Here is a 21,115-nt window from a genome sequence, read left to right as displayed (position 1 = left end):
GCGCCGGACATGCCGTGGCGCCATCTTTCTTTGCCTTGATCGGTCAGATGCCGCAATACGTGATTATTGATCGGTTTGTTTTGACATATCGGCTTTTTATGCCTGCAGACGCGGCCGCTCCTGATGCGTGTTCTGCACTGAGCGAGTGCGGAAACGGGCAACCAGCGCGGCAAGCGTGTTGGAGATGCCGACAAGGCTCTGGGCAGACGCATTGGTCTCTTCCATCAGCGCGGCATTCTGCTGGGTGATCTGGTCCATCGAGCGCACCGAGGCGTTGATCTCATCGATACCCGACGCCTGTTCCTGCGCCGATTGCGCGATCGAGGCGATATGTTCGTCGATCGCCTTCACCCGCGTGCCGATGCCGGTCAGCGCCTCACCGGCGCGGTTGACGAGATTGACGCCGCGCTGCACGTCGCCCGAGGAGCGGTCAATCAGTTCCTTGATTTCCTTGGCAGCGGCCGCAGAACGCTGCGCCAGTTCACGCACTTCCTGCGCGACGACGGCAAATCCCTTGCCCTGCTCACCGGCACGGGCGGCCTCGACGCCGGCATTCAACGCCAGAAGATTGGTCTGGAAGGCGATTTCATCGATGGCGCCGATGATCTGCGTCATCTTCTGCGAGGATTCGGCGATATCGCCCATGGCGGTAACGGCTTCTTCCACCACCTGACCGTTCTTCTGGGTTTCGGCGGCGGATTCGCGGATGATCTGCTGGACTTCCTTTGTCCGCCTTGCCGACTGGCCGGACAGCGCGGTGATCTCTTCCAGCGCTGCCGCAGTTTGTTCGAGCGCCGCCGCCTGCTGTTCGGTGCGTCTTGCCATGTTGTCGGCGGCCGACGAAATATCGCCGACTTCGGCGCGGACCTGATCGACGGAACCGGCGATATCACGCATGGCGGTATCGAGCGAGGCGACCGAGGAATTGTAATTCTGGCGCAGAGCCGCAAAATTGGTGGCCAGTTCCTGACGGATTTCCGAGGTCAGGTCGCCACCGGCGAGGCTTTTCAGACAGGCGTCGAGCGCATCCAGCGCGGCATCCTGTTCCGCCTTGGCAACCGCCCGCTCGGCTTCCGCCTTGGCACGTTCATCGCTCAAGACCTGCAGATAGACCGAGATGGCGTAATCCATATCCACCATTGCTGCCTTGACGACAGCCGACAGGTGTTCGGACACAACCTTGGCTTTCTTCTCGACGAAGAAACCCTTCATCTCATTCTGGATGACGGCACGCATGATGCCGTCGAGGATCATTGCATAGCCACCGATATACCAGCGCGGCTCGAGCCCGAGGCGGGCATGGGTGCGGCCAATGGTCGAGACTGCTTCGACATAGCTGTCGTCGTAACGGCCTGATGCGATGACATCCCAGTGGCTCGCCTGCCGGCCCTTGGCATGGGCGATATGCGCATCATTGGCGAAAAACTTTGCGGTATGTGGATGCGCCTTGGCCTTTTTGTAAAAATTGTCGAGCGCACCATCGACAGCCTGTGCCACCAGCGGGCGCACATTGGCCAGATGGCCGCGTTCTGCGGCACCGAGGCTTACGAAATCGAGACGTTCGTTCAGTGCCGATTTATGGTCGCTCATAAAATTCCCCCATCGAATGACTGTTTGGCGCAACCTCTCCCTGCACCTGCCCTTGGCGCTATTTCTGGGAGCGACTGATTAACGTGCCGTTAGCCATGGATACTGACCTTTCGTTAATTATGAGTTCTTGTTGTTTTAGCGGGAGTGGATTTTTTATGTCGCCAGTTGCCGGCGGCAGCACGAGGTATTTGCAGATACAAATCTGCGTTCGCGTGGCCTTCGGCGTCTTTTCGGGGTGTCCCCCCTACAGGTGCTTCCCTCGCCTCACTGCGTGACTTCATTCGCGTCCACCTTTCGGGCGGACCTGCCACTTGCACGGCTAAACCGAACCCGGCATGGCTGCCGGGGGAAGGCTTGATAAGGTCTTGGCGTTACCGCCGCCACCCACGGGTTTCACCTCCCCTGATCTTGCTGCACCTTACGGTTCGACCAAAGGCGCCGGCCTCCGTCTGCCCGCGAACGTCTCGCGAAACACTCTGGCAACGGAAGCAGGATGGATTATGCCACGGCTCGCAAATGCGGGGATGAACTCGGAGTCAACGTGTTGATATCGTTGAATCGAGGGGCGAAAACGTCCACGGGCTTTTGTCAATTTGGGGGCAATGCGCTCTCTTCTCTGCGTCATCCTGTCCCTCGCGTTTCACGCGAGGTATGTCACAGAAATCCAGCCACCGCGCGTCCGCGCGGTGAGAGAACTATTTCTTCGGGGCCACCGTCATGGAGTCTATCGCGCCGCAGACGCGGCGCTGCTGGATCCCGGCACAAGGCCGGGATGACGCAGGAAAGGTCGCGGAATGCCCCACGGAAAAAGCGAGATTTAAAGGAAGGTAATCACCTTCCAACACAAAACTTGCTATCCGGCGCGCAAATCCTTAGCTCCTCCTGAACGACAAGCACGAATCGCGATGGCTGAAAAAACCTCCCTGTCCCGCCTGAAGCTGACCGACTTCCGCAATTATGCCGAAGCCTCGCTTTCGCTCGACGGGCGGCACGTGGTGCTGACCGGCAATAACGGGGCCGGCAAGACCAATCTGCTGGAAGCCGTCTCCTTTCTCTCCCCCGGTCGTGGCCTGCGTCGCGCCACCCTTTCCGATGTGACCCGCGTAGGCGCCACCGGCGGTTTCAGCGTTTTTGCCGATGTCGAGGGCCGTGAGGGCGAGGTGGCGATCGGCACCGGGCTGGATGGCGACGGAGAAAGCCAGGCGCGTCGGCTGCGCCTCAATGGCACGCCGGCACGCTCTGTCGAGGAACTGACCGACCATCTGAACGTATTGTGGCTGACGCCTGCCATGGACGGGCTGTTTACCGGCTCCTCCTCCGACCGCCGCCGTTTTCTCGATCGGCTGGTGCTGTCGCTTGACCCCGCCCATGGGCGCCGCGCCGCCGATTACGAGCGCGCCATGCGCAGCCGCAACAAGCTGCTTTCCGAAGGTCGGTTCGATCCGGCCTGGCTTTCGGCCATCGAGGTGCAGATGGCCGAGCTCGGGATTTCCATGGCGGCGGCGCGGCGGGAAATGCTGGGCCTGCTGACGGCCCTGATTGCCGAGAGCGATGCCTCGCCTTTCCCCTCGCCCGACCTGCAATTGAGCGGGTTTCTGGACGAGGCTGCCGACCGGCCGTTCGCCGATCTCGAAGAGGATTTCTGCTTCATGCTGGAGGAGGGGCGTCGTCGCGATGCTGCCGCCGGCCGCACATTGACCGGGCCGCACCGTGTGGACCTGCTGGTGCGCCACCGCGACAAGGATATGGATGCGGCACGCTGCTCCACCGGCGAGCAGAAGGCACTGCTGGTGGGGCTGATTCTGGCGCATGCGCGGCTGACCGCCAACATGACAGGATACGCCCCGGTTCTGCTGCTAGATGAGATTGCCGCGCATCTGGACGAAGGCCGGCGGGCGGCATTGTTCGATCTGGTGCATGATCTCGGCGGGCAGGCTTTCATGACCGGCACCGACCGCGAGATGTTTTCGGCACTGGGCGAACGCGCACAGTTCCTGACCGTCGAGCATGGCGGCATTGCGGGATGAACCGCTATTCAAACCGTGTGCCGGTGGTAGGATAGTGTCATGGACGCACTGACCACGGAAGAAATCGAACGCTATCGCCGTCATATCCTGCTGCCGGAAATCGGCGGCACGGGGCAGCAGGCGCTGAAAAACGCGCGGGTGATGGTGATCGGCGCCGGTGGCCTTGGCGCGCCGGTTCTGCTGTATCTGGCCGCCGCCGGCATCGGCACGCTGGCCTTTGCCGATGGCGACCATGTTTCGCTTTCCAACCTGCAACGGCAGGTGATTCATGACACTGGCACGGTGGGCGAGGAAAAGACGGCGAGCGCACGCAAGACGATTGCCCGGCTGAACCCGCATGTGCGGGTGATTACGTTCGAGGAGCGGTTTTCAAACGTCTGGGCGGCAAATCATCTGCAAAAATTCGATCTGCTGATTGACGGATCCGACAACTTTGACACCCGCTATATGGCCGCTGATGCGGCGGAAGCGGCGCGCATTCCGCTGGTGACGGGGGCTGTTGGCCGCTTTGACGGTTCGGTGACGGTGCTGAAACCCTATGAGACCGGGCCGGACGGTGTGCTTTTGCCGACCTATCGCGACCTGTTTCCGCAAAAACCGCCGGAGGGGCTGGTGCCCGCCTGTGCGGAGACCGGCGTGATCGGTGCGCTGACCGGCGTCATCGGCACGCTGATGGCCATGGAGGCGATCAAGGTGATCACTGGCACCGGAGAGCCGCTGATCGGCCGCCTACTGCTCTACGACGCGCTCTCGGCCCGCTTCGACACGATCAAATACAAACGCCGCAAAACGAAAGACGCCGCCGAATGACCGAGATCATCCGTATCGAAACCGGCTTCCAGCGCTGGGACGAACTCTTTGCACTGATCCTGTCCTCTTTCGCCTATATGGACGGCGTCATCGACCCGCCCTCTTCCGCCAACCGGCTGACGCTGGCGGCACTTGCCTACAAGGCGCAAACGGAAGTCGCCTTTGTGGCGATCGAGAACGAAAAGCTGGTGGGCTGCGTGTTCTGCAAGCCCGAGGAAAAGTTTCTTTATATCGGCAAGCTGGCCATTGCCCCCGCGCTTCAGGGCAAGGGACTGGGCCGAAAACTGCTGGCCAAGGCCGAAGAGGTGGCCCGCGAAAAGGGTCTGCCGGCGCTCAGGCTGGAAACCCGCATCGAGCTTACCGGCAACCATGCCACATTCGGCCGCTGGGGTTTTGAGAAGACCGCGGAAAACCGCCATGCGGGCTTTGACCGAACGACGTCCATCGAGATGCAGAAGCGGCTGGCCTGATCCCCGCTGATCAGTCTCGGCCGGGAAGCACGCGGTTCGGCGGGCGATGTCCGTCGAAATAGGCGCGGATGTTGATGATCACCTTGTCGCCCATGTCGATACGGCCTTCGAGCGTTGCCGAGCCCATATGCGGAAACAGCACCGCCTTGCCTTCCTTGGCAAGTTTCAGAAGCTTGGGATTGATCGCGGGCTCGTTCTGAAAAACGTCTAGACCGGCGCCGGCAATCTTTCCGTCACGCAACAGCTGAATGAGGGCCGCTTCGTCGATGACATCGCCGCGCGCCGTGTTGACGATGATCGAGGACGGCTGCATCAGCGCAAGACGGCGGGCCGAGAGAAGATGGAAGGTGGCGGGGGTCGACGGGCAGTTGACCGAGACGATATCAACGCGCGCCAGCATCTGGTCGAGGCTATCCCAATGGGTGGCTTCCAGTTCGGCTTCGGTGGCCGGGTTGATCGGCCCGCGATTGTGGTAATGCACGGAAAGACCAAACGCCTTGGCGCGGCGGGCAACGGCGGTGCCGATGCGGCCCATGCCGATAATGCCGATGCGTTTGCCGCCGATGCGGCGACCAAGCATCCAGGTGGGCGACCAGCCTTCCCACTGACCGGGTTTGTCCATCAGCACCTGCGAACCTTCGACCAAGCGGCGCATGACGGCAAAGATCAGCGCCATGGTCATGTCGGCTGTGTCTTCGGTCAGCACGTTCGGTGTATTGGTGACGGTGATGCCGCGTTTGGCGGCGGCATCGACATCGATGTGATCGGTACCGTTGGAAAAACCGGCTATCAGTTTCAGCTGCGGTCCGGCCTTCTCTATCAGTTCGGCATCGATGCGATCGGTAACCGTCGGCACCAGTACATCAACCTGCGCCATGGCGGCGGCCAGCTGTTCGCGTGTGCGCGGTGTGTCGTCGATATTCAGTTCCGCGTCGAAAAGCTCGCGCATGCGGGTTTCCACCGCATCCGGCAGTTTACGTGTGAGATAGACCCTGGGTTTCTTCTTGCCAATTGCCTGGGAAGTCATGCGGTCCTTCGACGGTTTGTTCAGAGGTCCTTAACCAAGTTTTGTGATCCTGTCCCGGATAAGCGTTTTCTACCAGACCCGTCAGCGAAGACAAACGAAACTGTTTGGCAAAAGCCGTTTCGGTTCGTCTGACGCATCTGGAAGACGCGGGGGCAGGATCATCGCCGGAACTTTCTAGGACTAACAAACATATGCGTCGCGTCATCCGCAACACCATTCTCGCCCTCTCACTTTGTCTCACGGCCGCAGCACCGGTCTTCGTGCAGCCGGTCTTTGCGCAAGGTGCGGCCAAGGGCGCCAGCGGCCTGCCGCTTCCCCGTTTCGCCAGCCTGAAATCCCGCAAGGTCAATATCCGCATCGGCCCGAGCACCGATTATGCGGTGGCCTGGATGTATATGCGGGCCGGCACGCCGATGGAAATCATCCAGGAATACGAAAACTGGCGCCGCGTGCGCGATGCCGACGGCACCGAAGGCTGGGTCAATCAGGCGCTGCTGTCCGGCACCCGCACCGCCGTGGCGGCCCCGTGGATGCGCGGCAAGGGCGACGACGTCTATGTCAACATGCGCCGAGGACCGGAGGGTTCGAGCGGCATCGTCGCCAAGGTCGAACCTGGTGCGGTCCTGACCATTGGCGAATGTAATGGCGACTGGTGCCACGCCGAAGTCGGCGAGGCAGAGGGCTGGGTCAACCAGGGTGAAATCTGGGGCGCCTACCCCGGAGAAGCCTTTAAATAAGGCCTTCGGCCAAAGCCTGCGGCTGCATCGATTCGAGCGGCCGCGGCCCAAGCTGCTGGATGACGATGCCGGCCGCCAGGCAACCGAGTTTGCCGCATTCTTCCAGCGACTTGCCACGCGTGTAAGCGACCAGGAAACCGGCGGCGAACAGATCGCCGGCACCGGTCGTATCGACCAGCTTGTCGATCAGCATGGCCGGCACTTTTACACGCTCGTTACCGCGCACGATGACGGCGCCCTTTTCCGACATGGTCACGGCCGCCAACTTGCAATCCGCACTGATCTTGTCGAGCGCCAGTTCAAAGTCGTCGGTTTCGTAAAGCGACATCGCTTCCTGTTCGTTGGCGAACACGATATCGACCTTGCCGGAACGCATCAGATCGAGAAACTCGTCACGATAACGGCCGACGCAGAACGTGTCGGACAGCGTCATCGAAACTTCGCGGCCGGCTTCATGGGCGATACGGCTGCATTCGAGAATGGCTTCTTTCGCACGCGGCGGATCCCACAGGTAACCCTCGAAATAGGTAACCTTGGCGTCCTTCACCACGTCTTCCTCGACATGTTCGGGACCGAGATCGACGCAGGCACCGAGATAGGTGTTCATCGACCGCTCGCTATCGGGCGTGACAAAGATCATCGAACGGGCGGTCGGCGGAAACGTGCCATCGGGCTTGGTTTCGTAATGGACGCCCTGGGCGCGGATATCGTGCTGAAAGATTTCGCCGAGCTGGTCGGCGGCAACTTTGCCGAAATAGGCAGCCTTGCCGCCGAGATTGGCGATGCCGGCCGCCGTATTGCCGGCGCTGCCGCCGGATGCTTCATGGGCCGGGCCCATCAGCGAATAGAGCAGTTCGGCGCGCTCGGCGTCGATCAGGTTCATGGCCGCCTTGGTGATGCCGTTGTCGGTGAGAAACTTGTCATCGCAGCGCGCGATGATATCCACGATGGCGTTACCGATGGTGAGGACGTCGAACCTGCTCATATGCCGATGCTTTCTCCGCGATTGGGTTTATCCCGTCATAGCCGTTTCTGACCCGAAGGAAAGCAGAAAACCGGATGTTTGATGCCATGTTTGACCAGGGTCATATGCCTGTCATGCAGGCGGGATAGTTTTGTCTGCAACGGAGGCCGCGACGCACGGCCATCAAGGGCTGCAAAGCCGCCGTTACCGGTTTTGCGCCCGACCACGGATGTACTGGCGGAAGTTGAACCGGATGCCCGGCCGAGACCGGGAGGGACAGAGGATTACCGACTGTCCGACGACAAACCCCGTCATCGCTGGCGGGGTTTTGTTTTGGGTCTCGCGCTTATCCGAAGACCAATGCGCCAACAAAAACCTCCGGATTGCGCCGGAGGTTTTTCAGGATCGAAACCCGGCAATACCGGGTTCGAGATTTCGGCTAAGACCGGCCTGTTACGGCTGTGTCGGGGCCGGGTTGACGGCTTCCGCGCCCGACGGCTGGCTCGGCGCGACGGCAACGACGTCGCGCAGCTTGGCTGTGCTCTGGCTGGTGAGATCGCGCGAAACGCCATTGGCCCAGATTTCGGCGGCACGGCCCAGTTCGCGCTGAACCAGCGGCAGCGTGCTCAGGAACTTCTTGCCGGCAGCCGAGCTGTGGAATGCGGCGATCTGCTTCAGTTCATCCTCGGTGAAAGCCTTGGCATAGGCCGTGGCGGCTTCCTTTTCGAGATCGGCGCGACGCGGCGCAAGAGCGATGGCCTCGGCGTCGACGGTCTCGGAAATCTTGTCCTGGAAGTTGGGCGAGGACAGGATGAACTCGGCCTTCAGGCGCTCCGCCAGGTTCGGCAGGATATTGTCGAAACGTTCGGTTGCCTGGATCGAGGTGATCACATCGCGAGCTGCCTGCAGGTGCGAGGCGGAAATTTCCTGTGCCTGTGCTGCGCCACCGAGCGCAAGGCCGGATACGAGCGTTGCCAGGGCGGCAGCACGGCCGAAAACCGCTAGTCTGATCATGAAAGGTTAGCTCCTGTGTTGTTCGCCTTGAGCGTCCGCGCCCCTGCCGGTCCGGCAATGATCGCGAGAGACGCCATATGAATGAAAAGCCCGTGTTCCACGACGCCGGGAATAGAGTTCAAGGCGCCCGCAAGCGCCTCTGCATCAGGAATACGGCCAAAAGATGCGTCAAAAATATGATGTCCACCGTCCGTGGTGAAGACTTCCTCACCGGCACGGCGCAGCTTCAGCTCGCCCGTAAGGCCAAGTCTGGAAGCCAGCTTTTCGATGGCGATACGGGTCGCCACGGAACCGAAAGGGTTGATTTCTATCGGTAGCGCAAAGGCGCCGAGGGTTTCGACAACCTTGCTTTCGTCGGCAATCACGATCATCCGCGTGGACGCGCCGGCGACGATCTTCTCACGCAGCAGCGCGCCGCCGCCGCCCTTGATCAGGGCAAGATTGCCGTCGACTTCATCGGCGCCATCGATCGTCAGATCGAGTTCCGGCAGTTCATCGAGGGATTTCAGCGGAACGCCGAGTTCGACGCAACGACGTGCGGTGCGCTCCGAAGTCGGCACGCCCTGCACTTTCAGGCCACCCGCCACCTTTTCGGCCAGAAGGCGCACGAATTCTTCCGCGGTGGAACCGGTGCCGATGCCGAGGCGCATACCGTCTTCGACATGTTCAAGCGCGGCGGTAGCCGCCTTGATCTTCATTTCCCGGGCGTCCATGCGCGAGAAGCTCCCTTTCGTTTCGTTGCTGCTGTTTACACGGCTGGTGCCACAAACAAAAGACCTTGTTCCTTACGATTTCGACAGGCTTTTCACTCAAATGACTGGCCATTGACTGCTGGCGAATACTTTGCGGGCATTTGCAATCTGGTTACGCCCTGCCTAAAAACGACTGCAAAATCCATCGCAGTCCCGCCACAGCAAACTCGTTCGCATCCCGTATAACCGAGGTATCCCGCAGTGAAAGCACCCCTGGTCGTCTTCGATCTCGATGGCACGATGATCGACACGCATTACGATCTCCTTGAAAGCCTCAATCAAACGATAGCCTCGATCGGCATGGAGCCGGTGAGCTATGAAGACCTGACCCATCTGGTCGGACAGGGCGCCCGCGTGATGATCCGCCGTGCTTTCGACCTCAAGAAGAAGCCGCTGGGAGACGAAGAGCTCGAGCGCCTGTTCGTCACCTTCATCGCCCATTACAAGGCCGGCATGCCGGGCAAGAGCACAGCCTATCCCGGCTTTCTCGATTGCCTGGACCGACTAGAGGCGGCCGGCATGACCCTAGCCGTCTGCACCAACAAGCAGGAAGCGCTGGCGCTGCCATTGCTCACGCATCTCGGGCTGATCGATCGTTTTTCGGCGATCACCGGTGGTGATACATTCGAATTTCGCAAACCCGACGGCCGCCACGTTTTGCGCACCATAGAAAAGGCCGGCGGCGACCCTGCCCGCAGCGTGATGATCGGCGACAGCGTCAACGACATTCTGGCCGCGCAGAATGCCAATCTGCCGTCAGTGGCGGTCAGCTTCGGTTATTCCGACGTGCCGGTGGCAGACCTCAATCCGACCGTCATCATCGACCGTTACGAGGAACTGGCGGTGGACATGGTGCTACGGCTGATCGAAGCGAAATAGAGGCGCCGCTAGACGGGCAATACATTTGTGGCGACGGGCTTTATGCGATAGACGCATTCATACCCCCGTCTCCCGAAAGCATTGTCCGTGTCAGCTGTCTTTTTGAATGTCGCCCCGGTCTTCCTTCTCATTCTTCTGGGCTGGACACTGGCGAGAACCAAATTCGTCAGCGGCAAGGCCGGTGATGCGCTGGGCGAATTCGTCTTCAAGCTGCCGCTGCCGCTGCTGATCTTTCGCACGCTGGCGGAGGCCGATTTTCATGGCGCCTCGCCCTTCCGCTTGTGGATCGCCTACTTTTCCGGCGTCGCCATTACCTGGACGGTAGGGCATCTGGCGGCGCGTTATCTGTTTGGCCGCGACGCCAAGATCGGCGTGATCGCCGGCATGTCTTCCGCATTCGCCAACAATGTCTTCATCGGCCTGCCGCTGGTGGGCCTGTCTGTCGGCAATGACGGCATCGTCGCCCTTTCCATTCTGATCGCCATCCATCTTCCGCTGATGATGGTGATCGGCACGGTTCTGATGGAAAGTGCGGCTGCAAAAGTGGATGGCGGCGGACGCCGCAGCATCGGAGCCGTGCTGAAACAGGTCGGCTCCAACCTCATCCGCAATCCGCTGGTCATCGCGCTGTTTGCCGGCCTGGCGTTGAACGGCCTTGATCTGACCTTGCCGTCGTTGATCAAGAACCTTGTCGACCAGATCGCTTCCACCACCGCGTCACTGGCGCTGATTTCACTCGGCATGACGCTGACGCAATACCCCATTCGCGGCAATCTCGGTCTTGCCACCGTGACGGCATCGCTGAAACTGATGCTGATGCCGGCCTGCGTGTTTGCGGTGGCACATCTTCTGGAGCTTTCCCCCCCCTGGACGATGGCAATCGTGATCACCTCCTCGGTGCCGACGGGTATCAATGCCTGGCTGATCGCCATGCGGTTTCGCGCCGGCCAGGGCATGGCGGCCTCGACCATCAGCATCACCACGCTGTTCGGCGTGTTTACCGTCAGCTTCTGGATGTGGCTGCTGGGCTGACGGCCCATTCATCCGCCATGAAAAAAGCCCGGCTTCGAACCGGGCTTTTCTGCATTCCAGCAGTTGATCAGTTGGTGGCCGGCGGCGGGGCTGCCGGATCCGGGAGAGGTTCCGGCGTATCGGCCAGCGTGCGCAGGTAAGCGATCAGGTTGGCGCGTTCCTCATCCTTCTTCACTCCGGCAAAACCCATGGCGGTGCCCGGAATGTATGCCTTCGGAGCTGCCAGGAAGTGGCTGAGGTGATCATAGGTCCACTTTTCCTCACCGCCCTTGGCATAAGTCTTCATGGCAGCGGAATAGCTGAAGCCTTCATGCGTTGCGATCGGACGATTGACGAGACCGAAGAGATTGGGGCCAACCTTGTTGGGCCCTCCCTTGCTCACGTCATGACAGCTTTGACACTTCTTGAAGGCGGTTGCGCCGGCTGTTGCATCGGCACTCGCCATAAGCTGGGCGATCGGCACGGCGGCCGGTGCTGCGGCCTCCCCGCCGCCGCTTGCCACTTCTTCCGCGACGATTTCGAAACCGGCCTTTTCAGGCACCGGCGAATGGAACAGCCCTTCCGATGCGATAGACACCGACATCAGGACAAAGACCGAAGCCAACAGGGCCCCCACGCCCATATTCACATAGGGATTCACGACGACACCCTCCCACTTTACCGCCAGACTGCCGACGGACTATTGAAATTGCGGAGAAGCTATGTCTTTTGCACCACGCGTGCAATTCGAATGTAGCACTCGCCACTGAGACGTTTTGCCACTATTCGCACCAGATTTGAAGGGCTTACCATCATGACTTTGGCTTCCGACAAGACGCTGGTTCTTATCCCGGCGCGGATGGCATCGACCCGCCTGCCGGACAAACCCCTGGCAGATATCAATGGCTTACCGATGATCATCCAGGTAGCGAAGCGCGCTACCGAGGCCAATGTGGGCCGCGTGATCGTTGCTGTCGATGACCAGCGCGTGTTCGATGTCGTGAAGGCTGCCGGCTTCGAAGTCGTGATGACACGTGCAGATCATCAATCCGGTTCGGACCGGATTTTCGAGGCGGTGCAACTTGTGGACCCGGACGCAAAAGCCGAATTCATCATAAACGTGCAGGGCGACCTGCCGACCATCGAGCCCGAGGTGGTGCAGGCCTCGCTGAAGCCAATGGAAAACCCGGATGTGGATATCGCCACGCTGACGGTCGAGATCACCGACGAGCATGAAAAGGCCAGCCCGCATGTGGTGAAAGTGGTCGGTTCACCGATTTCCGACACGCGGCTGAAAGCGCTCTATTTTACCCGCACGACCGCGCCCTATGGCGACGGCCCGCTTTTCCACCATATCGGCCTCTACACCTATCGCCGTGCGGCGCTGGAGCGTTTCGTGTCGATGAAACCATCCGTTCTCGAGAGCCGTGAAAAGCTGGAACAGCTGCGTGCGCTGGAAGCCGGCATGCGCATCGATGTGGAAATCGTGCATTCGGTGCCGCTGGGTGTCGATACACCTGCCGATCTCGAAAAGGCCCGCGCGATTCTCGCCGGCCGCACCAAGTGAAGGACATCATGATCGTGACCAACCGCATTTCCTTCCAGGGCGATTACGGCGCCAATTCCGACATGGCCTGCCGCGACATGTTTCCGACCATGGAGCCGCTGCCCTGCCCGACCTTCGAGGACGCGTTCAACGCGCTCGAAAACGGCGAAGCCGATCTGGCGATGATCCCGATCGAAAACACGCTGGCCGGCCGCGTGGCCGATATTCACCACCTGCTGCCGGAATCGCGGCTCAACATCATCGGCGAATATTTCATGCCGATCCGGTTCCAGCTGATGGTGATGCCGGGCGTGAGCCACGACGAGATCCGCACCGTGCACAGCCATATCCACGCGCTTGGCCAGTGCCGCAAAATCATTCGCAGCAATGGCTGGAAGGCCGTGGTGGCCGGCGATACGGCCGGTGCCGCCAAACTGGTTTCAGAAACGGGCGACCGATCGATGGCAGCCCTTGCGCCGCGGCTGGCCGCCGATCTCTATGGTCTGGATATTCTCGCCGAAAATGTCGAGGATTCGGAAAACAACGTGACGCGCTTCGTCATCCTGTCGCGGGACGAGGCATGGGCAACGCGCGAGGACCCGGCGGAAGTGATCGTCACCACGTTTGTCTTCAACGTGCGCAACATTCCGGCAGCGCTCTACAAGGCGCTGGGCGGCTTTGCCACCAACGGCATCAACATGACCAAGCTGGAAAGCTATCAGATCGGCGGAAAGTTTATCGCCACGCAGTTTTACGCCGACGTGCAGGGACATCCCGACGATCCGGCCTTGCGCCGCGCGCTGGAGGAATTGCGGTTCTTTTCGGAGAAGGTGCGCATTCTGGGCGTTTACAAGGGCCATGCCATGCGTGGAACGTTGTAACCGCTTGGCATTGGCGAGCTTTTGGAAGGCGGCGTTTTCGGGCGTTGCCTTCCTTTGCTTTGGGCAACCGTCACGGCTTTACCACTCGATCCAGTCGCGCATCAACCGATAGGCGATGGCGCCCGGATGCGGGGCAAAAAACGTGCTGTCCGGTCCGGCATCGAGCATTTGTGTCACCTCTGCGCGGGAAAACCAGCGCACATCCGACATTTCCTGCGGATCGATGGTGATGTCGGACGAGGTCGCCTCGGCATAACAGCCGATCATCAGCGAATGCGGCATCGGCCAAGGCTGCGAGGCGTGATAACGCACGCGGCCGGTCTCGATACCGGCTTCCTCGAACGTCTCACGGCGCACGGCGTGTTCGATCGTCTCCCCCGGTTCCACGAAACCGGCGAGGCAGGAATACATGCCCTCCTGGAAATGATGGCTGCGACCGAGCAGGCAGCGGTCGTTTTCAATATCCACCGTCAGCATGATGACGACCGGATCGGTGCGCGGGAACATCATGTGATCGCAGGCGGTGCAGACGCGTTTGTAGCCGCCGATTTTCGGTTCGGTCGGCGATCCGCACTTTCCGCAAAAGCGGTTGGCGGCATTCCAGTTCAGCAGGCTGACGGCCTGCGCCACCTCGCCCAGAATTTCGCCTTCCAGCAGCGCGTCGCGGTAAAGCGCGCGAGCATCGGCAGGTTTGAAATGACTGGCGAGTTCATCCGCAGCAATGCCGACAGGGACGGCGATACGCGGCTCTCCACTTTCCTTGTAGCCAAGCAGGACGGCGTTATCGAAATCCGGTTGCAGATCGGCCAGTTCATAGGCCGAGAACAGCGGATCCAGCACCCGGTCATCATGCTTGAGGATGAGCTTTGCGCCGGAAAATGCATAAATATGCGTGCCCTCGATGGCAAAAGCCTTTTCCACGCAATCATCCGCCCGGTATTCGGCCTGACGATCAAGCATGTTGCCGGCAAAGGCCGTCAGGCTGCCCGGTTCGGGATGAGGGGCGTCGGTATCGAACAGCGTTTTCGTCATGTCGGCCTTCGTATGATCGCGTTCTTAAAGTCAGAGCGCTTCGGTCAACGCTTTGATGAAATCTTTCATGTCGGTCTCGCTGCGCGGCTCGGCTGAGCCAAAGCCCCAGATCGGACCCGGCCAATTCGGATCGCCTTCGGAACGTGCGACGATATGGACATGGAGTTGGCTGACGATGTTTCCAATCGCCGCGACATTGATCTTTTTCGCGCCCGTGACCTTTTTCAGCGCTGACGCAACCATGTTGGTTTCGAAGGTGAGCATGGTCTGGTCGAGCGGAGTGAGTTCGAATGTCTCGGAAACACCGCCGCGCTGCGGCACCAGCATGACCCAGGGCCAGCGGCCGTCCTTCATCACCCTGAGTTGGCACAGGCCCGTCACGGTGGCAAGCACGGTGTCGCGCGCCAATCGCTCGTCCAGTTGAAACGCTGCCTTTTGCAACGATGGCATGGGGGAAATCCTCCGGTATTTTCAGTCTTTTTCTGGGCGTTCGAAACGCCGTGCGCAGATTTTTACAGGCTTGGCTTGCATTTACCAGCGATATTGACGATATGAGCGGTGGGAGGTTGGTGGTGGACGAGCCACTCGCCAACCGGGTCAGGTCCGGAAGGAAGCAGCCCTAACGAGCCAGGCACGGGTCGCCGTGCCAGCCTCCCACCCTCTCATCTTGGCCAGCGTCCGGTCCGGTCAAGAACCTTGCGGCCGGAATGGCCCGTAAGCTGGCAGGATTTTTATGAGCGATACCGGCACCCCTTCGACGACCAATTCGACCACCGGCAGCGGTTACCGGGTGCTGGCGCGCAAATATCGCCCGAAAGATTTTTCGGACCTGATGGTCGGCCAGGAGCCGATGGTCCGCACCCTTACCAACGCATTCGAGACCGGCCGTATTGCCCAGGCCTATATGCTGACCGGCGTGCGCGGTGTGGGCAAGACCACGACAGCCCGCATTTTGGCGCGGGGCCTGAACTACAAGACCGCCGAGATGGATCGCCCCACCATCGACCTGCGTGAACCCGGCGAACACTGTCAGGCGATCATGGAAGGCCGCCATGTCGACGTGATCGAGATGGACGCCGCTTCGCATACCGGTATCGACGATATCCGCGAGATCATCGAGCAGGTGCGTTATCGCCCGGTCTCGGCGCGCTACAAAGTTTATATCATCGACGAAGTGCACATGCTGTCCACCCAGGCCTTCAACGGCCTGCTGAAGACGCTCGAAGAGCCGCCGGAACATGTGAAATTCATTTTTGCGACGACGGAAATCAGAAAAGTTCCAATCACGGTGCTGTCCCGCTGCCAGCGTTTCGACCTGCGCCGCATCAGTGCCGCCGATCTTGTCGGCCTGTTCGGCACGATCGCGCAGAAGGAAGGCATAACCGCCGAGCCGGAAGCTCTGGCGATGATCGCCCGCGCCGCCGAAGGTTCTGCGCGTGACGGCCTGTCGCTGCTCGACCAGGCGATTGCCCATGGCGGCGGCAGTGTTCATGCCGATACCGTGCGTGGCATGCTGGGTCTTGCCGACCGCGCCCGCATCGTCGATCTGTTCGGCCATGTGGTGGCAGGCGATGTGACGGCAGCCCTTTCGGAATTCACCGCGCAATACGAGGCCGGGGCCAACCCGGTCGTGGTGCTGACGGATCTGGCCGACTTCACCCATCTCGTTACCCGTTTCAAATATATTCCCGACGCCGCCAACGATCCTTCGCTCAGCGAAGTGGAGCGCACGCGTGGTGCCGAATATGCGCAATCGGTGGCAGTGAGCACGCTGTCGCGCATATGGCAGATGCTACTCAAGGGCATTCCGGAAGCGGAAAATTCCTCCCGTCCTGCCGGTGCCGCCGAAATGGTGCTGATCCGCCTGACGCATGCTGCCCACCTTCCCTCACCGGAAGAGGCGGCAAAACGCATGCTGGATATCGCCAATGGCGGCGGCGAAGGTGTCGCTCCGCGAGGCGCACCGAACGGCAATGGCCCTGGAAACGGGGGAGGATCGCAAGCTATGCAATCTGCTCCGATGACGAGCGCGCGTGCCATCGGCATGCCGCAAGGCATTGGCGGCAGTGGTGCGACGGCGCGCCTGCATTCAGTGCCGATGCCGGACCGTCAGGAAATGCCGGTTGGCCGCATCGAACCGCAGCCGGCGGAAAAGGCTGCACCGCAGATATCGGTCAATTCGCTGAACGACATCGTCGATCTCTGCGTCAAAAACCGCGATGCCAAGCTGAAGGCGCTGGTGCGCAATTTCGTGCGACTGGTGAAGGTAGAGCCCGGCCGTCTGGACATGCGCCTGACCGAAGGCGGACCAGCCTCGCTTCCGGGCGAACTCGGCGTCAAGCTGAAGGAATGGACCGGTATTCACTGGATCGTCTCGCTCAGCCGCGAAGAAGGTTCGGCGACACTGGTGGAGATCGACAATACGGCGCGTGAGACGCGTCTGGTCGATGCCCGTACCGACCCGGATGTCATGGCCATTCTTGGTCAGTTTCCCGGCGCCAAGGTTATCGACGTGCGCATTCGCGTTGACGACACAACCGACGACGACGAGACCGCGGCCCCACCGGCCGTGATCGAAACCGCCGAGGGCGATATTTTGTCCGGCGACGACATCGACACCGATCAATAAGGAAGATTACTGATGCGCGACATCATGGGCATGATGGGCAAGGTCAAGGAAATGCAGGCCAAGATGGAGAAGATGCAGGCGGATATCGCCCTTCTCGAAGTCGAAGGCAAATCGGGTGGCGGTCTCGTGACCGTGCGCCTGAACGGCAAGGGCGAAATGCTCGGCCTGAAGATCGATCCGTCGCTGTTCAAGGAAGACGAGGTCGAGATTCTGGAAGATCTGGTGATTGCCGCCCACAAGGACGCCAAGGAAAAGGCAGAGGCCGTGACCGCGGAAAAGACCCGCGAACTGACCGCCGGCCTGCCGATCCCTCCGGGCATGAAGTTCCCGTTCTGATTCTCAACAGGATCGGGCGCATTCCATACGGAATGCGCCCGATTTTTTCTGTGCCGGAAGGAGCGCGGCCGTGACATTCACATCCATTCTGGTTTTCGCAGCAGCCCTTTTCGTGGCTGCAGGCTCACCGGGCCCAAGCATCGCCGCACTCGTCGCCCGCGTGCTTTCCAAGGGCTGGCGCAACGTGCTGCCTTTCATCGCCGCCATGTGGGTGGGTGAGGCGATCTGGCTGTCGCTCGCCGTGGCCGGTCTTGCCGCCGTGGCGGAAAGCTTTCAGCCTATCTTCGTGGCCATCAAGTGGACCGGCGTCGCCTATCTTCTCTATCTGGCCTGGAAAATGTGGACTGCGCCCGCGACCGTTGGCGATGAGGACCTGCCGGAAAGCCGCTCTGCGACAAAACTGTTTCTGGCCGGCCTGACGGTGACGCTCGGCAACCCAAAAATCATGATGTTTTACGTGGCGCTTCTGCCTTCCATCATCGACCTTGCCGGCGTGACGCTGATTGGCTGGGCCGAACTGGTGGCGGCGATGATCGTGGTTCTGGCAACCGTAGACGTTGCCTGGATGGCGCTGGCGGCCAAGGCGCGGCAGTTTTTGAAAAGCCCGCGTGCAGTCAAGATCGCCAACCGCATTTCAGCCGGCACCATGGCGGGTGCTGCGGCAGCGATCGCGGCGCGCTGACAATCCTCTTCGTCAGAACTTGTAACGTACGCCGACAACATTGGCGTTCGAGCCTCCATGCATGTCACCCAAGGTGCCCCATGCGCCGGAGCGGTGATGCAGACGCCAGAACAGCTCGACATCGGGACGGGAGACCGTGCTGAAACTGATCTCCGGACCGAGGTAAAAGAGCGTGCCGGCATTGCCGTTACGTTCTTCCTCGTTCTTGCGTTCGCGGCCATTCATGGTTTTCGTCACATGGCTGAGACCGAAGGTGAAGGATGGGACGATGCGAACGGTATTGGCGATTTCAATGCCTTCGTAACGGCCGACGACACCGCCCCAGATTTCCGCATTGGCATTGCCGCCAAACCGCCCGGCAATGCCGGCTTCGACACCAAGCTTCACGGCGCCGATCTCGTAGGGAAACATCTGGTAGCCGATACCAAAGAGCGGATGCCCTTCATAACCAACCCCGAACGGATTGGCCGACTCGGCCATGTCACCATCCGTCATACCACCGCCGAAAAGGAAAACCGACTGGTCATGCGTGATCTCGTCCGTTTCCTCGGCGACGGCACTGACCGCGCCGCAAAACGACAAGCTCAGCCCGCCGAGCAGGATCACAAAGGGAACGCGCTTCAAAACACTCATAAAAAGCTCCGCATGGCCATCACCCAAGCGGTATAGGGCGCAAAACCGCTCGCGCCACATCACCAAACATCACGGATTGGTGATATTGGGTCCCAGAAGCCTGATCGCCGATCTTTCTGCCGTATTTCTACGAACGAAAGAGTTTCTCCGACCGTTTCTGAAGCCCCTCCGTTTATGAGGACAGGTGCCGATGAATCGGCTACAAGCGGCGCATGGCAAAACGCGTGACCGGTCCCGAAATTGAAAAACTCATCCAGCTTCTGGCGAAAGTGCCGGGACTTGGGCCCCGCTCCGCAAGGCGGGCAGCACTTCACCTGATCAAGAAAAAGGACCAATTGCTGGGTCCGCTCGGATCCGCCATGGGCGAGGCCTATGACAAGGTAAAAGTCTGCTCGCGCTGCGGCAATGTCGATACGATCGATCCCTGCACCGTGTGCACCGACGATCGTCGCGACCAGTCGGTCATCATCGTCGTTGAGGATGTTTCAGATCTTTGGGCGCTGGAGCGGGCGGGCGTGATGAACGCTGCCTACCACGTGCTGGGCGGCACGCTGTCGCCGCTCGATGGCGTCGGACCGGATGATCTGAACATCAAGGGGCTGATCGACCGGGTGAGCGAAGGCGGCATCAAGGAAATCATCATCGCGGTCAACGCCACCGTCGAAGGGCAGACGACGGCGCATTACATTACCGACCGGCTGGCCGATCTCGGCGTTGCCATTACTCGTCTGGCGCATGGCGTGCCGGTGGGTGGTGAGCTGGATTATCTCGATGAAGGCACGCTGAGTGCAGCGCTTCGGGCGCGCACGGCGATCTGAGGAGGATTTTTCGATGAAAGCACGATTTTCAGCGGCTCTGACCTGCCTTCTCGCTTTCCTTCCCCTCCCCGCACTTGCCCAAAACAAGCCGGATGTCGAAAAACAGTTCCAGCGATGGATCGCCAGCGATCTTTCTCCAGCTGCAAAAAAGGCTGGTGTTTCAGAGCGCACGATCAAGGCCGCTTTCGATGGCGTTTCGCTGAACTGGGACCTGCCGGATCTGGTGCCGCCGGGAGCGAAGCCGCCGAAAAAACAGGACCAGAGCCAGGCGGAATTTTCCTCACCGGGCGCCTACTTCAACGAAAAGCGCCTGCAGGGACTGGCGGCGACCGGCCGCGGCCTCGCCAGCACACACGCAGCGACGCTGAAAAAGATCGAGGCCGCTTACGGCGTGCCAGGTGAGGTGATCGTTGCCATCTGGGGCCGGGAATCCGGTTTCGGCAAGGCGCGCCTGCCTTATTCAGCCGTGCAGGTTCTGGCGACAAAAGCCTTCATGTCGACCCGCAAGGACATGTTTCGCGAAGAACTGATAGCAGCCTTGCAGATGATCCAGCGCGGCGATGTCAGTGCCGCGACCATGAAGGGTTCATGGGCCGGCGCACTCGGCCAGCCGCAGTTCATGCCGACCAGCTATCTGAAATATGCCGTGGATTTCGATGGCGATGGCCGCGCCGATATCTGGAACTCGGTGCCGGATGCGCTCGCCTCGATCGGCCATTACCTGCAAAAGGAAGGCTGGCAGCGCAGCCGCGACTGGGGTTTTGAGGTCAGTATTCCGCAAAACGTCTCCTGCGCGCAGGAAGGGCCTGATCTGGCCAAGCCGGTTTCCGCTTGGGGCAACATGGGCATCACGCGCATTTCCGGCAAGGCGTTTCCTTCTGCCGACCTGAAGGCCGATGGCATGATGCTAGTGCCGGCCGGTCGTGGTGGACCGGAATTTCTGGTGACGCCGAATTTTTACGTCATCAAGCAATACAACAATTCCGACCTCTATGCGCTGTTCATCGGCAATCTGGCCGATCGCATCGCTTATGGGGCGGGACCGTTCCAGGCGAAATGGGGCGATGTCGGCAAGATGCTGCGCTCCGATGTACTGGCCATGCAGAAGGCGCTGGTCGCCAAGGGATACGATGTCGGCAATGTCGATGGATTACCGGGTTTCAAGACCCGCCGTTCGCTGGGCGACTGGCAGGCCAAAAACGGTCTGGCGCAGACCTGCTATCCCGACGCCTCGCTGAAGGGCAAATTGCGATAAGCCGAGGCTTTGCCGACCTGCC

General features: G+C 60.4%; 22 protein-coding genes and 1 other RNA gene. 14 read left to right on the top strand and 9 right to left on the bottom strand.

The features are described from left to right. Positions 1 to 96 precede the first annotated feature (96 nt). Positions 97 to 1,590 (bottom strand): globin-coupled sensor protein, encoded by a 1,494-nt coding sequence (locus J2T09_RS16015; protein ID WP_306836414.1) that lies wholly within the window; start codon positions 1,588 to 1,590, stop codon positions 97 to 99. Positions 1,591 to 2,495: 905 nt separating this feature from the next. Here J2T09_RS16015 and recF point away from each other — a divergent pair. Genes recF through J2T09_RS16000 form a run of 3 tightly spaced genes read left to right on the top strand, consistent with a single transcriptional unit; the run spans position 2,496 to position 4,897 of the window. Then, positions 2,496 to 3,617, top strand: coding sequence for a DNA replication/repair protein RecF (gene recF, locus J2T09_RS16010; protein WP_306836412.1), 1,122 nt, complete (start codon positions 2,496 to 2,498; stop codon positions 3,615 to 3,617). Positions 3,618 to 3,656: 39 nt separating this feature from the next. Next, positions 3,657 to 4,427, top strand: a complete 771-nt coding sequence (locus J2T09_RS16005) for a molybdopterin-synthase adenylyltransferase MoeB (RefSeq protein WP_306836410.1) — start codon at positions 3,657 to 3,659, stop codon at positions 4,425 to 4,427. Further along, entirely contained in the window at positions 4,424 to 4,897 is a 474-nt protein-coding gene (locus tag J2T09_RS16000; RefSeq protein ID WP_306836408.1) for a GNAT family N-acetyltransferase, read from the top strand. Before J2T09_RS16005 ends, J2T09_RS16000 begins: the two co-directional genes overlap by 4 nt. Before the next feature lie 10 nt (positions 4,898 to 4,907). On the opposite strand, the gene J2T09_RS15995 is transcribed toward J2T09_RS16000, so the two are convergent. Next, positions 4,908 to 5,924, bottom strand: coding sequence for a 2-hydroxyacid dehydrogenase (locus J2T09_RS15995; RefSeq protein WP_306836406.1), 1,017 nt, complete (start codon positions 5,922 to 5,924; stop codon positions 4,908 to 4,910). A gap of 191 nt (positions 5,925 to 6,115) precedes the next feature. Here J2T09_RS15995 and J2T09_RS15990 point away from each other — a divergent pair, with 191 nt between their 5' ends. After that, the gene (locus J2T09_RS15990; protein WP_306836405.1) at positions 6,116 to 6,661 is read left to right on the top strand and encodes an SH3 domain-containing protein; all 546 of its coding nucleotides are present in this window, start codon (positions 6,116 to 6,118) and stop codon (positions 6,659 to 6,661) included. Here the strand turns inward: J2T09_RS15990 and J2T09_RS15985 are convergent. The 3 genes from J2T09_RS15985 to rpiA form a co-directional block, all read right to left on the bottom strand. Continuing rightward, on the bottom strand, positions 6,654 to 7,646 hold the full coding sequence (locus J2T09_RS15985; protein ID WP_306836403.1) for an adenosine kinase: 993 nt from the start codon (positions 7,644 to 7,646) through the stop codon (positions 6,654 to 6,656). The two genes, J2T09_RS15990 and J2T09_RS15985, sit on opposite strands and share 8 nt — an antisense overlap. A 432-nt stretch (positions 7,647 to 8,078) precedes the next feature. After that, on the bottom strand, positions 8,079 to 8,639 hold the full coding sequence (locus J2T09_RS15980; protein WP_306836401.1) for a DUF2059 domain-containing protein: 561 nt from the start codon (positions 8,637 to 8,639) through the stop codon (positions 8,079 to 8,081). Further along, entirely contained in the window at positions 8,636 to 9,352 is a 717-nt protein-coding gene (gene rpiA, locus J2T09_RS15975; protein ID WP_306836399.1) for a ribose-5-phosphate isomerase RpiA, read from the bottom strand. The genes J2T09_RS15980 and rpiA overlap by 4 nt, the downstream gene beginning before the upstream one ends. 240 nt (positions 9,353 to 9,592) lie before the next feature. On the opposite strand from rpiA, the gene J2T09_RS15970 reads away from it, so the two are divergent. Further along, entirely contained in the window at positions 9,593 to 10,270 is a 678-nt protein-coding gene (locus J2T09_RS15970) for an HAD family hydrolase (protein ID WP_306836397.1), read from the top strand. Between the two features lie 87 nt (positions 10,271 to 10,357). Further along, positions 10,358 to 11,302, top strand: coding sequence for an AEC family transporter (locus J2T09_RS15965; protein ID WP_306836395.1), 945 nt, complete (start codon positions 10,358 to 10,360; stop codon positions 11,300 to 11,302). Between the two features lie 67 nt (positions 11,303 to 11,369). Here J2T09_RS15965 and J2T09_RS15960 read toward each other — a convergent pair whose 3' ends face one another. Then, complete coding sequence (locus tag J2T09_RS15960; RefSeq protein WP_306836393.1) at positions 11,370 to 11,942, bottom strand: c-type cytochrome; 573 nt, start codon at positions 11,940 to 11,942, stop codon at positions 11,370 to 11,372. Between the two features lie 153 nt (positions 11,943 to 12,095). Here J2T09_RS15960 and J2T09_RS15955 point away from each other — a divergent pair, with 153 nt between their 5' ends. After that, a complete protein-coding gene (locus tag J2T09_RS15955; RefSeq protein ID WP_306836391.1) occupies positions 12,096 to 12,848 on the top strand; it encodes a 3-deoxy-manno-octulosonate cytidylyltransferase in 753 nt (250 codons plus the stop codon). Between the two features lie 5 nt (positions 12,849 to 12,853). After that, positions 12,854 to 13,708: a prephenate dehydratase gene (locus tag J2T09_RS15950; RefSeq protein WP_306836607.1), complete on the top strand. Its 855-nt coding sequence runs from the start codon at positions 12,854 to 12,856 to the stop codon at positions 13,706 to 13,708. A 78-nt stretch (positions 13,709 to 13,786) separates the two neighbouring features. Here J2T09_RS15950 and nudC read toward each other — a convergent pair whose 3' ends face one another. Together nudC and J2T09_RS15940 are read right to left on the bottom strand one after the other, a co-directional pair. Then, on the bottom strand, positions 13,787 to 14,740 hold the full coding sequence (nudC, locus tag J2T09_RS15945) for an NAD(+) diphosphatase (protein ID WP_306836388.1): 954 nt from the start codon (positions 14,738 to 14,740) through the stop codon (positions 13,787 to 13,789). 30 nt (positions 14,741 to 14,770) lie between these two features. Then, positions 14,771 to 15,190 (bottom strand): HIT family protein, encoded by a 420-nt coding sequence (locus J2T09_RS15940; protein ID WP_306836386.1) that lies wholly within the window; start codon positions 15,188 to 15,190, stop codon positions 14,771 to 14,773. Positions 15,191 to 15,301: 111 nt separating this feature from the next. On the opposite strand from J2T09_RS15940, the gene ffs reads away from it, so the two are divergent. The 4 genes from ffs (at position 15,302) to J2T09_RS15920 (ending at position 18,387) form a co-directional block, all read left to right on the top strand. After that, an RNA gene (gene ffs / locus J2T09_RS15935) (signal recognition particle sRNA small type) lies at positions 15,302 to 15,398 on the top strand. A 75-nt stretch (positions 15,399 to 15,473) separates the two neighbouring features. Then, positions 15,474 to 17,369 carry a DNA polymerase III subunit gamma/tau gene (locus tag J2T09_RS15930; protein WP_306836384.1) on the top strand — a complete coding sequence of 632 codons (1,896 nt, stop codon included), beginning with the start codon at positions 15,474 to 15,476 and terminating at the stop codon, positions 17,367 to 17,369. 12 nt (positions 17,370 to 17,381) lie between these two features. Next, complete coding sequence (locus J2T09_RS15925) at positions 17,382 to 17,705, top strand: YbaB/EbfC family nucleoid-associated protein (RefSeq protein ID WP_306836382.1); 324 nt, start codon at positions 17,382 to 17,384, stop codon at positions 17,703 to 17,705. Positions 17,706 to 17,775: 70 nt separating this feature from the next. Further along, on the top strand, positions 17,776 to 18,387 hold the full coding sequence (locus tag J2T09_RS15920) for a LysE family translocator (RefSeq protein WP_306836380.1): 612 nt from the start codon (positions 17,776 to 17,778) through the stop codon (positions 18,385 to 18,387). Between the two features lie 12 nt (positions 18,388 to 18,399). Here the strand turns inward: J2T09_RS15920 and J2T09_RS15915 are convergent, their stop codons facing one another. Next, the gene (locus J2T09_RS15915) at positions 18,400 to 19,020 is read right to left on the bottom strand and encodes a hypothetical protein (RefSeq protein WP_306836378.1); all 621 of its coding nucleotides are present in this window, start codon (positions 19,018 to 19,020) and stop codon (positions 18,400 to 18,402) included. 212 nt (positions 19,021 to 19,232) lie between these two features. Between J2T09_RS15915 and recR the strand changes: the two genes are divergently transcribed. After that, complete coding sequence (gene recR, locus J2T09_RS15910; protein WP_306836376.1) at positions 19,233 to 19,838, top strand: recombination mediator RecR; 606 nt, start codon at positions 19,233 to 19,235, stop codon at positions 19,836 to 19,838. Between the two features lie 13 nt (positions 19,839 to 19,851). Beyond that, positions 19,852 to 21,093, top strand: a complete 1,242-nt coding sequence (locus J2T09_RS15905) for a lytic murein transglycosylase (RefSeq protein ID WP_306836375.1) — start codon at positions 19,852 to 19,854, stop codon at positions 21,091 to 21,093. Positions 21,094 to 21,115 lie beyond the last annotated feature (22 nt).

The organism is Neorhizobium huautlense (assembly GCF_030811685.1).
GTDB lineage: Bacteria > Pseudomonadota > Alphaproteobacteria > Rhizobiales > Rhizobiaceae > Neorhizobium > Neorhizobium huautlense_A.
This window is presented reverse-complemented; position numbering and strand designations above follow the sequence as displayed.

Coding starts and splice junctions, on each gene's coding strand:
- J2T09_RS16015 (WP_306836414.1), bottom strand. CDS start 1,590: ATGAGCGACCATAAATCGGCACTGAACGAACGTCTCGATTTCGTAAGC.
- recF (WP_306836412.1), top strand. CDS start 2,496: ATGGCTGAAAAAACCTCCCTGTCCCGCCTGAAGCTGACCGACTTCCGC.
- J2T09_RS16005 (WP_306836410.1), top strand. CDS start 3,657: ATGGACGCACTGACCACGGAAGAAATCGAACGCTATCGCCGTCATATC.
- J2T09_RS16000 (WP_306836408.1), top strand. CDS start 4,424: ATGACCGAGATCATCCGTATCGAAACCGGCTTCCAGCGCTGGGACGAA.
- J2T09_RS15995 (WP_306836406.1), bottom strand. CDS start 5,924: ATGACTTCCCAGGCAATTGGCAAGAAGAAACCCAGGGTCTATCTCACA.
- J2T09_RS15990 (WP_306836405.1), top strand. CDS start 6,116: ATGCGTCGCGTCATCCGCAACACCATTCTCGCCCTCTCACTTTGTCTC.
- J2T09_RS15985 (WP_306836403.1), bottom strand. CDS start 7,646: ATGAGCAGGTTCGACGTCCTCACCATCGGTAACGCCATCGTGGATATC.
- J2T09_RS15980 (WP_306836401.1), bottom strand. CDS start 8,639: ATGATCAGACTAGCGGTTTTCGGCCGTGCTGCCGCCCTGGCAACGCTC.
- rpiA (WP_306836399.1), bottom strand. CDS start 9,352: ATGGACGCCCGGGAAATGAAGATCAAGGCGGCTACCGCCGCGCTTGAA.
- J2T09_RS15955 (WP_306836391.1), top strand. CDS start 12,096: ATGACTTTGGCTTCCGACAAGACGCTGGTTCTTATCCCGGCGCGGATG.
- nudC (WP_306836388.1), bottom strand. CDS start 14,740: ATGACGAAAACGCTGTTCGATACCGACGCCCCTCATCCCGAACCGGGC.
- J2T09_RS15940 (WP_306836386.1), bottom strand. CDS start 15,190: ATGCCATCGTTGCAAAAGGCAGCGTTTCAACTGGACGAGCGATTGGCG.
- J2T09_RS15930 (WP_306836384.1), top strand. CDS start 15,474: ATGAGCGATACCGGCACCCCTTCGACGACCAATTCGACCACCGGCAGC.
- J2T09_RS15925 (WP_306836382.1), top strand. CDS start 17,382: ATGCGCGACATCATGGGCATGATGGGCAAGGTCAAGGAAATGCAGGCC.
- J2T09_RS15915 (WP_306836378.1), bottom strand. CDS start 19,020: ATGAGTGTTTTGAAGCGCGTTCCCTTTGTGATCCTGCTCGGCGGGCTG.
- recR (WP_306836376.1), top strand. CDS start 19,233: ATGGCAAAACGCGTGACCGGTCCCGAAATTGAAAAACTCATCCAGCTT.
- J2T09_RS15905 (WP_306836375.1), top strand. CDS start 19,852: ATGAAAGCACGATTTTCAGCGGCTCTGACCTGCCTTCTCGCTTTCCTT.